Origin of the sequence: Pseudoalteromonas sp. SCSIO 43088 (assembly GCF_023650795.1) — a bacterium.
GTDB classification, from domain to species: Bacteria; Pseudomonadota; Gammaproteobacteria; order Enterobacterales; family Alteromonadaceae; genus Pseudoalteromonas; species Pseudoalteromonas shioyasakiensis.
This window is the reverse complement of the sequence record NZ_CP072675.1, coordinates 211,314-224,908: the sequence shown is the minus strand read 5'-3', so window position 1 is coordinate 224,908 and position 13,595 is coordinate 211,314. Positions and strand designations below refer to the sequence as shown.

Sequence of the window (13,595 nt, the reverse complement as noted above, 5' to 3'; positions counted from 1 at the left end):
GGTGCAGTGAATTTAAACCTCTATATCAGGCGTGTCCTCGATATTCTCAGGGCTGATACATACAGTAAATTCTGCACCGAGTAATACGACAATCCACGACAAATACACCCATACAAATAAAATAGGGATTGTCGCCAACGCCCCATAAATAACTTCGTATGATGGGAAGTGGCTGATGTACAAAGCAAAGCCTTTTTTTGTCAGCTCAAACAACATAGCTGCAAACAAAGCGCCCGGAATTGCCGCTCTAAATGGAACTCGTGTGTTAGGAACTAAAGTATAGAGCATAATGAAGCCAATCATTGAAATTATGTAAGGTAATAATTTCAATAAAAAGCCGCTAAAGCCGGGGATACCTTGATCGGCAAACGACACTAACGACACGATGTATGAAGTAACACCAATACTAGCCCCTAATAACACAGGGCCTAAACTAAGCACCATCCAATAAACGGCAAACGAAATCATCATTGGGCGCTTTTTCTTAATACGCCAAATTCGATTTAATGTAGCATCGACATTGCGAATAAGTAACAAAGATACCGCCGCTAAAAAACCCACACCAACGGCAGTCATTTTATTCGCATTACCGGCAAAAGCGCTGATATGCTCTTTAATTACATCTGTAGAGGTCGGCACAAGGTTAGTAAACAAGAAGTTTTCTATGGTCACTAACGTGCTTTCGAATCCTGGAAAAGCAGAAAAAATAGCAACACCAACCGCGACTAAAGGCACGATTGATAATAAGGTCACATAAGCCAAGTACCCAGCATTAACAGTGATTTGATCGTCAATACAACGATTAAGATACTGCATCCACCAAGTAGGTTGTTGCTTTAAAAAAGTGCTTAATTGCAACTTATATCGACTGAGCTTCTCATCCATAGAATCTAATTTCTGCTAAAATGTTTTGATAATCATAGCAATCCACCACATAATTTGAAATGAAAGGTACCTAAAAAGGATTCTCAATGAAAAAACTGACACTTTTAAGTGCACCACTATTTGCAGTAACAATGGCATTATCAGGCTGTCAGTCAGCTTATTACTCAGCCATGGAGTCTGTCGGTGTGCATAAACGCGACATTTTAGTAGACCGCGTAGAAGAAACAAAAGAAGCACAGCAAGAATCACAAGAAGAGTTTCAATCAGCATTAGACAGATTAACCACGCTGATTAACTTTGATGGTGGTGAACTACAAGATGCCTACAATCAACTGAATGATGATTACGAGTCGAGCCTCGCGGCAGCAAACGACGTAACAAGCAATATCAATAAAGTAGAAGATGTCGCTGAAGCGCTATTTGATGAGTGGGCCGATGAGCTAGAGCAATACAAAAGCGCCTCTCTTAAACGTGAAAGCAGCAAAAAGCTCAATGCAACTAAGCGCCAATTTGATCAACTACTTCGCTCTATGCGCAGCGCAGAAAGCAAAATGGAGCCGGTATTATCATCACTTCATGATAATGTTTTGTACTTAAAACATAATCTAAACGCACAAGCTGTAACTGCTATCAAAGGTGAGTTCACAAGCCTAAAACGCGATATAAAAGTGTTAATGGACGACATGAACAAATCTATCGAAGACTCTAATAAGTTCATTGAGCAAATGAACAAAGCGGGCTAATCAGCTCAAGCTATTCATAAAAAAAGCCTACTTAAACGTAGGCTTTTTTATGTAACCTCTTGTTACTTTTTAATGATTTATCTTAAATTTTATTTTGCTAAACTCACTGCAAAGAATAAAAAGTAAGCATGGTATGCATTTAAAAACACTCTCAACACTTATTGCAGCAGCACTTTTAAGTGCATGCAGTAATTCAAACACTGTTAATGTTATTGCCGGTGAAGGCACTATCACTCCGTTAAAAACAGAGGGTGAGTACGAAGGTCGCTACCACAACCTTTATCCGGGTGATAAAGAATACCCAACAACCTGCACTGACAATTGCTATGAAGCATCAGAACTCCTTGTGTGCGACGACAGTAACTCACAATGCGAGTTTCACGCAGAACAAAATGTGCCTGCAATCAATTCAGGTTTTACGGTGCGCTGGTTAGGTCATGCTGGGTTTTATATTCAATCACCAAATGGTGAGCAGCTGTTGTTTGACCCAGTTAAAGATCAGTTTGATTCGCCCGTAGACTTTGCCTTTAAGCTTGCTGGGGGCATTTATCGCAAACCTGGTTTTTGGCCATCACATGCTGAACTTAATGACTTAGATGCAGTAATGTACTCACACATTCACTATGACCATTTTAACAAGGCGGATATAGAAGAGATTGGCAATACCCCCCGCTACTTAGTGCCATTAGGCTTTGCAGATAACTTCCCGACGGGTGGCTTTAATATTTCAGAAATGGCGTGGTACGCAAGTACACAAATTAATGATTTAACGATTCATGCGCTGCCAGCTCATCATTTTAGCAGTCGCATTATGGTGCCTTTCATTTACGACGACCACAATAAAGATTTATGGAATGGTTGGTTACTTGAGCAAAATGGTAGAACCTTGTTTTTTGCTGGTGATACCGGTTACTCAAAACACTTCCAAGATATTAATCAAAAATACGGCGAGATTGATGTATGTTTAATGCCTATCGCTTCTTATTACCATGAAGAAAACGGTAAGTGGTATCGCTATGTTCATACAACGCCAGAAGACAGCTTAAACGCCGCAGATGAGCTAAGTTGTAAAGTGATGATCCCATGGGGTTATGGCAACTCAAGCTGGCAAATGGGTGACCATTCAAGCCACTCTGCATTATTAAGATTACTGCATATGCAAAAACAGATGAACAGCCAAGTCCCTCTTTACATATTGAATGAAGGTGAGCAAGTGTCACTGTAGTGACACTTACAAGCCCTACATAGTATGTTTGAGCAATGAGTCCCGTAAAGCCAACATAAGTTTATGGGCGCTTCCTGCCGACATGGCTAATGGATTAAATTCGCTGGTACCTGAGTATTTAAGGTTAATAGGGGTCACTTGTTTAGTGTAAGGAATGTAACCCATAGACCAATTTTCAAACTCTCTTTCATAAATTTCACAATAGTTCAGCATAATTATATTGCAATGACGTTTGTCATTAAGAATACGATGATAAGTTTCATTCACCGCTTTTCGTGACCCCTCAAGGCATTGCATAAAGTGGGTACTATTAAAACAAAGTAGCCCAGTTACATTACTTTCTGCATTATTCTGCTTAGCTTTCTCGAGAATATCTTCGATGTCATTGGGCCCAAACCCATCGCTAATTTCACTTGTGTAAATCAGTCTAACTAAATACATCTTACTCTCCTGCAAGTTGGATTTAGAAAAGATAGTACAGATGGGGGAGTTAGTAAAAAGTTGCTAGCTGCGAGTTGCGAGTTGCGAGTTGCGAGTTGCGAGTTGCGAGTTGCTCAATAAACAAATTAACTAGGTTAGAAATACAAACAAAATAAGTAAAGCTACAATTCTGATAGCAATGTTGGAACAATTTACTCCTAGAAAATTAGCTTAGGCTAAATTCCAGTGGTATTAACTTTGTTATGGAAATATTTTCCTAAAATTCCTGTAGGTAGCAATAAAACATTAATCACTATAGTACGAAATATTACGCCAACAAGAAAAATAATATCAAGGTCAGGATTACCATCCCACTCAGGTTGGGACATTAGTTGCGACACATAGCGTAAGTCACTAGCAAATACACTCACAAAAATGATGCAATGCGCAATGAACAAGCCTAGATAGCCATATTTCTTTGCAGCGAGAACTGTTATCGCTAACCATCCGAGCCAGTAATAAAACTCATACCCAAAAAACATTTAATCTTCCATTCGATCTGACAGCTGAGAGCTGACGGCTAATCATTACAACAAAAAACCGCCGTATTTTTCAATACGGCGGTTTTAATTTTGTGAAACTAAAAGACCTTATTAGTCTTTAGCTGCACGGCTCGCACGCTTACGCTCACTTTCAGTTAAGTGACGCTTACGAATACGGATGTTCTCAGGTGTCACTTCCACTAACTCGTCATCATCGATGAACTCAATCGCTTGTTCAAGCGTGTAGTTTAGTGGTGGAACAAGCGTTTGTGCTTCATCTGTACCAGATGCACGAACGTTTGTAAGTTGCTTACCTTTAAGCGCGTTTACTGTTAGGTCATTGTCACGGCTGTGGATACCGATAACCATACCTTCGTAAACTTCAACACCGTGACCGATGAATAACTTACCACGGTCTTGTAAGTTGAATAATGCGTTAGTAAGTGCTTTACCTGTTGCGTTAGCAATCATTACACCATTCTTACGAGCACCGATAGTACCGCCTTTATGTGGACCGTAGTGATCGAATGTGTGGTAAAGAAGACCAGATCCAGACGTTAATGTCATGAATTCAGTTTGGAAACCAATTAAGCCACGGCTTGGGATCATAAAGTCCATACGTACACGGCCTTTACCATCTGGAGACATGTCTGTTAGTTCACCCTTACGAAGACCAATTTGTTCCATGATAGAACCTTGGTGCTCTTCTTGACAGTCGATTGTAAGTGTTTCGTATGGCTCTTCTTTTTGACCATCAACTTCACGAAGGATTACTTGTGGACGAGATACAGCAAGCTCGTAACCTTCACGACGCATGTTCTCGATTAAGATACCTAAGTGTAACTCACCACGACCAGAAACACGGAAGCTATCTGGGTTGTCAGTTTCTTCAACACGTAATGCAACGTTGTGAACAAGCTCAGCTTGTAAACGCTCAAGGATGTTACGTGAAGTTACGAATTTACCTTCTTTACCAGCAAATGGTGATGTGTTTACAGAGAACGTCATTGTTACTGTAGGCTCATCAACGCTTAGCGGTGGTAATGCTTCAACGGTATTTACATCACAGATAGTGTCTGAGATTTTCAACTCACCAAGACCTGTGATTGCAATGATGTCACCTGCGCCTGCAGATTCTGCTTCATGACGCTCAAGACCTAAGTAGCTCATTACTTGGCCAACTTTACCGTTACGCTTAGTACCGTCTGCGCTTACAACAGTAACCTGTTGGTTAGGACGAACAGTACCACGCTTGATACGACCTACACCGATAACACCGATGTATGAGTTGTAGTCAAGCTGAGAAATTTGCATTTGGAAAGCACCTTCAGGATCTGCATCCGGTGGAGATACTTCGTCAACGATCATCTGGAACATTGGTTCCATGTTATCTGATGGCTCGTCTAAATCCATTGTTGCCCAGCCGTTGATAGCTGATGCATAGATTACTTTAAAGTCTAACTGTTCATCAGTTGCACCTAAGTTATCGAATAAGTCGAAAACTTGGTCCATAACCCAGTCAGGACGTGCACCAGGCTTGTCGATTTTGTTGATTACAACAATCGGCGTTAAACCTTGTGCGAATGCTTTTTGCGTTACGAAACGCGTTTGCGGCATTGGACCTTCTTGAGCATCAACAAGTAGTAATACTGAGTCAGCCATCGAAAGTACGCGTTCTACTTCACCACCGAAGTCGGCGTGTCCTGGGGTGTCTACGATATTGATATGGTAGTCGTTCCAAGAGATAGCTGTGTTCTTAGCTAAAATGGTAATACCACGCTCTTTCTCAATGTCGTTTGAGTCCATTACGCGCTCTTCGTTACCGCCGCGCGTTTCTAATGTGCCTGATTGCTCAAGCAGTTTATCAACCAAAGTTGTTTTACCGTGGTCAACGTGGGCGATAATCGCTATATTTCTTAACTTTTCGATGCTCATATTTTTTCTCAGAGAAATTGAATCTCATTGATCCTGCAAGATCTACGCACTCACCTGCGTTTTCACCAGATGTCCCAGCATAGGATTTAAAAGGGCGCATATTATCCCTTAATAATGGCATGGATGAAAGTTTATCCAATATAAATTTATAAACTTTCTTCAGGCTTTTTATAAGTATCTGTTTTATAAATGACAAATTTATGAAAATTAAAGTGAATCTTAGCTCAAAACTGGCGAAATTTTCGTTTTTGAACCATATTTTGGCACTAAATCGTGTTCATAACAGAAAAATTGGCACGCTCAATAATTGTGCAAAACAAGGTCGCACTTTTTACGCACCAGAATGATCTTTTTACGCACCAACTTAGTGCAATAGAAGTTAACAAAACAAAGCCTTGTTTGTTTTTTGTAAGTCTAAACAAGGTGTTAAAAAAATGGCACGAAACCAGCTTATATAAGCGAAAAGCAATAATGCAGCAAAAAATAAAACCCAACAATTGGAGGACACATGTCACAATCGGTTTTAGATTTTATCAAAGAAAATGACGTTAAGTTCATTGATTTACGCTTTACTGATACCAAAGGTAAAGAACAGCATGTTTCTATTCCTCATCATCAAATTGATGAAGATTTCTTCGAAGACGGCAAAATGTTTGACGGTTCTTCAATTGCTGGCTGGAAAGGTATCAACGAATCAGACATGGTACTCATGCCTGTTCCTGAGTCTGCGAAAATGGACCCATTTTCTGAAGAAGCTACACTAATCGTACGTTGTGACGTAGTTGAGCCTTCAACACTTCAAGGTTATGAGCGTGATCCACGTTCTGTTGCAAAACGCGCTGAAGAGTACATGCGCTCTACTGGTATTGCTGACACTGTATTATTCGGTCCAGAGCCAGAGTTCTTCCTTTTTGATGACGTTAAATACAAATCAGACATGTCTGGTTCTATGTACAAAATCGATTCTGTAGAAGCTGCTTGGAACTCAGATAAAGATTACGAAGGTGGCAACATGGGTCACCGTCCAGGTGTTAAAGGCGGTTACTTCCCGTGTTCACCTGTTGATTCATCACATGACTGGCGTTCAGCGACTTGTTTAGTTCTTGAAGAACTAGGTCAAGTAGTAGAAGCTCACCACCACGAAGTAGCAACTGCAGGTCAAAATGAGATCGCAACTCGCTTCAATACAATGGTATTAAAAGCTGACGAAATCCAAGAGATGAAATATGTTATCCATAACATGGCTCACCTTTACGGAAAAACAGCGACATTCATGCCTAAGCCAATCGTAGGTGATAACGGTTCTGGTATGCACTGTCACCAATCTCTAGGTAAAGATGGCGTAAACATCTTCGCTGGTGACAAATATGCAGGTCTATCTGAAGAAGCACTTTACTACATCGGTGGTATCATCAAGCACGCTAAAGCAATCAACGCATTCGCTAACGCGTCAACTAACTCATACAAGCGTCTAGTACCAGGTTTCGAGGCACCAGTGATGCTTGCATACTCTGCACGTAACCGTTCTGCTTCAATCCGTATCCCAGTGGTACCTTCTGCAAAAGCACGTCGTATCGAAGTACGTTTCCCTGATCCAACAGCTAACCCATACTTAGCATTCTCTGCAATGCTTATGGCTGGCCTAGACGGTATCAAAAACAAGATCCACCCTGGCGATGCAATGGACAAAGACTTATACGATCTACCTGCTGAAGAAGCAGCTGAGATCCCACAAGTTGCATCTTCTTTATCTGAAGCACTAGCATCATTAGACGCTGACCGTGAGTTCTTAACTCAAGGTGGCGTATTCACTGATGACCTAATCGATGCATACATCGCGCTTAAAGGTCAAGAAGTTGAAAAACTTAACATGACAACTCACCCTGTTGAGTTCGAAATGTACTACAGCGTGTAACACACGCTGTACCAGAATTATCTGAAAGATAATAAATGTGTGTTCTCAAGCCCGCTCTGCGGGCTTTTTTAATGGTAATTGAGCGGGTTCTACTCTACAGTTTTATTTAGATTAAAAAATGCAGGGTTGCAGGGTGAAAAGCACAACTTTATTGGTACTATCGCTGATTTTTATAAGCTTTTTTGGCTATAGCGCAGCGCAGAAAGTGTATTCTTGGAAAGATAAAAACGGCGTTTTAGTATTTTCTGATACACCGCGCCCTGGCGCTACCGAAGTAAAGATGAATACCCAAAACCTGACCATGCCAGCTACCGACACCAGCATACTTGATAGCGCACCAAGTGCGACACCTGTCAAATTTAAAGTCAGTATTGCTTCTCCTGCTAATGAAGCGACCGTGCGAGAAAATACCGGTTCAGTGTATGTCACTGCTCGAATTAGCCCACGCTTTGAAAACGGATTTAAAGTACAACTTTTATTTGATGGTTCTGCCCATGGTGCACCAAGTAATAGCACGACCTTTGCACTAAGAGAGGTCGAGCGTGGAGAACACACATTACAAGCTAAACTTTATGATGCTAATAATAAACTCGTTTCGGTTAGCCCAGTCAGCACCTTTTTCATGCACAGAACCTCAATTTATGGCGGAAACTAAGGTTTTTGACATGACTTCTCGCAAAGTAAAAAGAGTATGCTAAGCTGCACTAAATTGAAACGCACTAAAATGGTGCAACCATGCTCAGTGAAACACATTTTAACTCTGAAGTGCTCGACAGTATTTGGAAAAATTTAAGTACTGCTGTCATTTTACTCGACCGAGATTTTAAACTGGTTTATGCAAACGATAGCGCCAGTGAGCTTTTAGGTTTAGGGCCCAAGCGCATTATCAACCAACCGTTCGATAACCTATTCAATTACCACTCGATAGACTTAAAACGCATTGCTCAGTATTCGTTGTTCGATGGTGTTGATTGCCACCAGCATAGAGCTGACGTGGTTTTCGTCGATTCACGCCATGCCAAACTGACCATTAGCACGCGCCGAATAAGCAGCCATGATGAAAATTATATTTTGTTTGAATGCCGCCAAATGGATGATGAAATTCGCCACGATCAAGCTTCGAATCAAATGCATCAATATCAAGCAGCACGTAACCTAATTCGTGGTTTAGCACACGAAATTAAAAATCCTTTAGGTGGAATTCGCGGAGCGGCGCAATTATTGCAGTATGAGGTTGATCAGCAAGAACGTGATCAATGTGCCGAATTAATCATTGAACAAGCAGACCGTTTACGCGAGCTTGTAGACCGCTTACTTGGTCCGAATCAATTGCCACATAAATCCTATGGCAACATTCACCAAGCGTTAGAGTCAGTGATTAAACTGAGCATGTTAGATAACAATGCCAATATCACTTTAGTGAAAGACTATGATCCAAGTATACCGAGTGTGTACATTGACCAAAGTAAAATTCAACAAGTGGTACTGAACATTATTCGTAATGCACAACAGGCACTGGTTGATGGTGGCGAGATAAGAATAAAAACCCGTATCAATCATCAACACAGGCGCCCAGGTAAGGCGCCGAAAAAAACCTTGCTGATCCAAATTTCGGATAACGGCCCAGGTATAGACAAGAGCTTACGTGAAACCTTGTTCTACCCAATGATCACCAACAAAGAAAATGGATCAGGGCTTGGTTTATCGATAGCGCAAACCTTGGTTGACCAACATGACGGCCACATTGATTGTGACAGTTGGCCAGGCCATACAGAATTTAATATCTATTTGCCTTTTACGGATTAATGGTTTTTTGGAGTAGTCATGAAAACAGTCTGGTTAGTTGATGATGATGCCTCAATTCGCTTTGTACTAGAGAAAGCGTTGGCACGTGCAGGATTTGAAACTGAAAGCTATGCGAACGCACAAGATGTGCTTAATGCATTAAAGTTTAGCCAGCCAACGGTATTAGTATCTGATGTACGAATGCCGGGTATGGACGGCATGGCGTTACTTGAGACTATTGCTGAGCAAAACCCTGGCCTGCCAGTGATCATCATGACCGCTCACTCAGACTTAGATTCAGCGGTAAATGCTTTCCAAAAAGGGGCATTTGAGTACCTCGCTAAACCGTTCGATTTAGATGAAGCTGTCGCGCTGGTTGAAAGCGCATGCCGTGCTAATTCAACGAAAAAAACTAAACGTAAGCAAGCACCACAAACCAATGCGCATATCATAGGCGAAGCGCCTGCTATGCAAGAGGTGTTTAGGGCAATTGGTAAATTATCAGCATCAAGTATGAGCGTGCTGATTAATGGTGAGTCAGGGACAGGTAAAGAGCTAGTTGCAAGTGCCCTGCATAACCACAGCCCTCGTAAAGAAAACCAATTTATAGCTTTGAATATGGCTGCCATTCCAAAAGAATTGGTCGAGTCAGAGTTATTCGGTCACGAAAAAGGCGCGTTCACTGGAGCCGACAGTATTCGTAAAGGCCGTTTTGAACAAGCGAATGGCGGCACCTTATTTTTAGATGAAATAGGTGATATGCCGCTCGATGTACAAACGCGTTTATTACGCGTGTTAGCCGATGGTGAGTTTTACCGTGTTGGTGGTCATCAAAGTATTAAAGTTGATGTACGTATTATCGCTGCAACGCACCAAAACCTCGAAGACTTGGTAAAACAAGGTAAGTTTCGTGACGACTTATTCCATCGCTTAAACGTGGTGCGTTTACGCTTACCCGCGCTACGTGAGCGTACTGAAGATATTGAACGACTAGCACAACACTTTTTACATAAAAGTGCCAAAGAGCTGCAGGTTGAAAGCAAAATTTTAAGCCCTAAAGCTACTGAGCAACTGCGCTTATTCAATTGGCCAGGTAACGTGCGCCAATTAGAGAATACTTGCCGCTGGTTAACGGTTATGGCACCGGGTGAACTGATCAGCGAGCAAGATTTACCACCAGAGATTGTTGCTGTTGCACCGACTGAGCAAGAAGGTGATTGGCTGGATGCATTTCAACAATGGCTTAACCTTGAACTTAAACAAGGCAAAGAAAATATTTGGCCTGCCATTCAAGCACAACTCGAAACTCGTTTGATTAAAACCGCCCTTGCCAACTGTGCTGGCCACAAGCAAGAAGCCGCAGTGAAGATTGGTTGGGGCCGCAATACATTGACCCGCAAGCTAAAAGAGCGCAATATTAGCTAATTTCGCGCTATACCTATGTGAGTCAATGAAGTTAATCGAGCACATTCCACTAATTAAACAAATGGAAATTATTAACAGATTGTCGTTCTTTAGAGAGTTTACTCTCAGTGAACGACAAGTGTTATTAGAGTCATTCAGTCATTTGTATTTGGTCAAACAAGGCCGGGCTGTTTTTAAACAATACGATGCTGATAAACGGCTTTATATCGTGCTAAGCGGATCACTGATGGTATTCAAACAAAGTCATTTACTCGAACTTGGTACCATTGAGCCCGGTGAATTTATCGGTGAAGGTGCTTTTATCAATAACCGAGAGCACAGTACCAGCGCACGCGCTAGAGTCGATACCATTTTGTTAGCTATTTCCCCTGAAGCACTCACCCGCTTACCCAATGTGATCCGTGAGAAAATTAAAGATCGCATCATCGAAGGCATGAGTGAGCGTATTACTAAGCTTAGTAATTACCTTGAGTCGCGAAGCTAGTCCATATACACAATTTGTAATGAGCAATTTAACCAGCTTGGGCTATTAACACGTGCGGTGTAACGGTAAGTATCTGATGGTTTCATACCAAAAGGAGTGCTCACTTTAGGCGTTAAATGACTGTATGTTTGCGAATAATTTTTATAATAAATGACTAGGTAGCCATATAAATAACCCCAATCTAGGGAGACTTTTCTCCCGCTTGTAAGGGTAAAGTGCGCCTGCTTATCATTAAATGTAACAGCAAGATCATTATACTTGTCTTCAACGCATCCAGTGGTGAGCACACGAGCCGGCATAGTAAAACTGGTAGTGGTATTTTTAGCTCTTAAGTAAAAGCCAATATTGCCATGATTGTAAAAGTGATTAGCATCTGTGGTGTATTTAATTTCAGCTTGATAACCCAGTTCCTGCATAATGTCAGCTAGTTGCTCGGCTTCATGAGTAAGAATTTTATCGCTCGATAGCATTAAGGTTGCATCGGTAAACTCTCTTGGCACAGGAAGCTGGGTATATTCATAGGGTAAGCTTTGTTTATCTAATGCTTGCTCTAATGATTGCAACTGCGACTGTTCAAGGTTTTCTGTGTATACGTAGACTGTAGCTTGCTGACAACCTGCCAAAATTAAAAATATGGCTGCTGAAATTATCCTTTTCATGTTCTTTCTCACTTTGGATTACAAATGTAGTCTAAAGTGAGAAAAACAATAAATCAATTAATTAAGATGTTTTTTTAGCCAACTATTAACACTTTGACGGGTATATAGAATATCTTTAAATAAACGGTGAGTTTGATGATGAAGCAGCTTTTCTTTGTTTGTTTCACCTGAACTTAACTGGCTATGGTTATCATTAAAGCGCGAAATTAACGCAAAACCTTGTTCTGATTTTTCAGGCTGAGACTTAATTGTTTGCGTTAACAAAGCTCGCACATCATCTGCAGCAAGCAATGACGAATCTTGCAAACCCATTAACTCTTTTCTTAGCGCTGATCTTACGCCCATTACAACTTCTCCTGAACGAATAAAAAATGAAACGGACATGCATTTAGCAATTTGTACACCAATTCCAAACGCGCGCAGTGTACCCAGTAAATACTGCAGTTTTTTTACTGTTTATAAAAATGTCAGATTATTTATTGCTGCAAATTTTAACCGCTTGAAGAGCTTAAAAATTTAATCTTGGTTCAATTGAGTGCTAGGCTTTATAATGGCTGCGATTGAATTAAGAGAGACCAACATGAACGAAAATTTCATCGAAATTGAACTAGAAGAAGAGCCAATAGAGTTATGTAACTTGCTAAAAGTGCTCGACCTAGTCGAAACAGGCGGCCAAGCAAAAGCCTTAATTGGTGAAGGTTATGTTGGGGTTAACTATGAAATTTGTACAATAAAACGGAAAAAATTATACAGTGGTGACGTATTGGCATTCGATGGTGAGTTGTTCCAACTGACACTAAGCGAAGATGCAACACCAAATCCTCGCCCACCGGAACCTGTACAAAAAGCACAACCACAAAGCGCTGAAGAAGCGCCAAAAAAATCAAAGCGTAAACGTACTAAAAAGCCAAAAGTAGACGAAAAAACCGGTCGCCGCCCTATCTCGTTTGGTTAACTAGAGCTTGCTTAGTTAGCATAAATCACCTTTAATTGAATGCGATTATAACAACAATAAAAGGTGATTTATGAACCCTCCAGCTTGGCTCAAGCCGCTTGCTTGGGCAGCCCTTGTATGGAATCTTTTAGGTGTCATTGCGTTCGTAATGCAACTGTTGATCACACCCGAAATGATTAACCAACTCCCCGAAGCACAACAAGCCGCATACCGCGACATACCGCTCTGGTCAACGACTGCCTTTGCGATAGCCGTGTTTGCAGCAAGCTTCGCGAGCATCTTATTACTGGCAAAAAAAGCCCTTGCGCGCGAGTTATTTTTAATCTCGTTTATCGCCGTATTAGTCCAGCAATATTATAATTTTGTGGTGATAGATAGCCTTGCTATGTTTGGTACTAGCGCATTAGCAATGCCATTGTGTGTTATCGTTATTGGTTTACTATTACTGTTTATTAGTCATAAAGGTAAACAACATAACTGGCTTAACTAAAAACACTTATTTCTGAGGGTAGTTTAAAGTGACTACCCTTTTTATCTGCCTCCTTCCCTTGAAATAAATCACATCAGCAGCAACTATATTAGGTAGCATATTTTTTCATCAGCTAGATGAATTTCTCAGCTG

15 protein-coding genes are annotated in these 13,595 nt (G+C 41.0%); 9 read left to right on the top strand and 6 right to left on the bottom strand.

All coding sequences use genetic code 11. From position 1 onward, the window contains the following. Positions 1 to 12: 12 nt before the first annotated feature. The gene (locus J8Z28_RS01115) at positions 13 to 885 is read right to left on the bottom strand and encodes a virulence factor BrkB family protein (RefSeq protein WP_054563457.1); all 873 of its coding nucleotides are present in this window, start codon (positions 883 to 885) and stop codon (positions 13 to 15) included. A gap of 86 nt (positions 886 to 971) precedes the next feature. On the opposite strand from J8Z28_RS01115, the gene J8Z28_RS01110 reads away from it, so the two are divergent. Continuing rightward, positions 972 to 1,628 (top strand): DUF2959 domain-containing protein, encoded by a 657-nt coding sequence (locus J8Z28_RS01110; RefSeq protein ID WP_054563456.1) that lies wholly within the window; start codon positions 972 to 974, stop codon positions 1,626 to 1,628. Positions 1,629 to 1,761: 133 nt separating this feature from the next. After that, positions 1,762 to 2,853, top strand: a complete 1,092-nt coding sequence (locus tag J8Z28_RS01105) for an MBL fold metallo-hydrolase (protein WP_250659717.1) — start codon at positions 1,762 to 1,764, stop codon at positions 2,851 to 2,853. 15 nt (positions 2,854 to 2,868) lie between these two features. Here the strand turns inward: J8Z28_RS01105 and J8Z28_RS01100 are convergent, their stop codons facing one another. The 3 genes from J8Z28_RS01100 to typA form a co-directional block, all read right to left on the bottom strand. Next, on the bottom strand, positions 2,869 to 3,294 hold the full coding sequence (locus tag J8Z28_RS01100) for a BLUF domain-containing protein (RefSeq protein ID WP_054563454.1): 426 nt from the start codon (positions 3,292 to 3,294) through the stop codon (positions 2,869 to 2,871). A gap of 215 nt (positions 3,295 to 3,509) precedes the next feature. Continuing rightward, positions 3,510 to 3,815 (bottom strand): hypothetical protein, encoded by a 306-nt coding sequence (locus tag J8Z28_RS01095; protein ID WP_062566667.1) that lies wholly within the window; start codon positions 3,813 to 3,815, stop codon positions 3,510 to 3,512. 111 nt (positions 3,816 to 3,926) lie between these two features. After that, positions 3,927 to 5,750 (bottom strand): translational GTPase TypA, encoded by a 1,824-nt coding sequence (gene typA / locus J8Z28_RS01090; protein ID WP_054552393.1) that lies wholly within the window; start codon positions 5,748 to 5,750, stop codon positions 3,927 to 3,929. A gap of 508 nt (positions 5,751 to 6,258) precedes the next feature. Here typA and glnA point away from each other — a divergent pair. From glnA to J8Z28_RS01065, 5 genes are all read left to right on the top strand, one after another. Continuing rightward, positions 6,259 to 7,665, top strand: a complete 1,407-nt coding sequence (gene glnA, locus J8Z28_RS01085) for a glutamate--ammonia ligase (protein WP_062566669.1) — start codon at positions 6,259 to 6,261, stop codon at positions 7,663 to 7,665. 133 nt (positions 7,666 to 7,798) lie between these two features. After that, on the top strand, positions 7,799 to 8,320 hold the full coding sequence (locus J8Z28_RS01080) for a DUF4124 domain-containing protein (RefSeq protein WP_239963931.1): 522 nt from the start codon (positions 7,799 to 7,801) through the stop codon (positions 8,318 to 8,320). 80 nt (positions 8,321 to 8,400) lie between these two features. Beyond that, positions 8,401 to 9,471: a nitrogen regulation protein NR(II) gene (glnL, locus tag J8Z28_RS01075; RefSeq protein ID WP_250659716.1), complete on the top strand. Its 1,071-nt coding sequence runs from the start codon at positions 8,401 to 8,403 to the stop codon at positions 9,469 to 9,471. Positions 9,472 to 9,489: 18 nt separating this feature from the next. Then, the gene (gene ntrC / locus J8Z28_RS01070; RefSeq protein WP_062566672.1) at positions 9,490 to 10,875 is read left to right on the top strand and encodes a nitrogen regulation protein NR(I); all 1,386 of its coding nucleotides are present in this window, start codon (positions 9,490 to 9,492) and stop codon (positions 10,873 to 10,875) included. Positions 10,876 to 10,900: 25 nt separating this feature from the next. Further along, positions 10,901 to 11,359 (top strand): cyclic nucleotide-binding domain-containing protein, encoded by a 459-nt coding sequence (locus tag J8Z28_RS01065; protein WP_054563446.1) that lies wholly within the window; start codon positions 10,901 to 10,903, stop codon positions 11,357 to 11,359. On the opposite strand, the gene J8Z28_RS01060 is transcribed toward J8Z28_RS01065, so the two are convergent. Both J8Z28_RS01060 and J8Z28_RS01055 read right to left on the bottom strand, forming a co-directional pair. Next, positions 11,356 to 12,018 carry a hypothetical protein gene (locus J8Z28_RS01060; RefSeq protein WP_250659715.1) on the bottom strand — a complete coding sequence of 221 codons (663 nt, stop codon included), beginning with the start codon at positions 12,016 to 12,018 and terminating at the stop codon, positions 11,356 to 11,358. The genes J8Z28_RS01065 and J8Z28_RS01060 overlap by 4 nt on opposite strands. A 57-nt stretch (positions 12,019 to 12,075) precedes the next feature. Further along, positions 12,076 to 12,363, bottom strand: coding sequence for a hypothetical protein (locus tag J8Z28_RS01055; protein WP_250659714.1), 288 nt, complete (start codon positions 12,361 to 12,363; stop codon positions 12,076 to 12,078). Positions 12,364 to 12,598: 235 nt separating this feature from the next. On the opposite strand from J8Z28_RS01055, the gene J8Z28_RS01050 reads away from it, so the two are divergent. Both J8Z28_RS01050 and J8Z28_RS01045 read left to right on the top strand, forming a co-directional pair. Beyond that, complete coding sequence (locus J8Z28_RS01050) at positions 12,599 to 12,973, top strand: RNA-binding S4 domain-containing protein (protein ID WP_250660362.1); 375 nt, start codon at positions 12,599 to 12,601, stop codon at positions 12,971 to 12,973. Between the two features lie 70 nt (positions 12,974 to 13,043). Further along, entirely contained in the window at positions 13,044 to 13,463 is a 420-nt protein-coding gene (locus J8Z28_RS01045; protein WP_250659713.1) for a hypothetical protein, read from the top strand. Positions 13,464 to 13,595 lie beyond the last annotated feature (132 nt).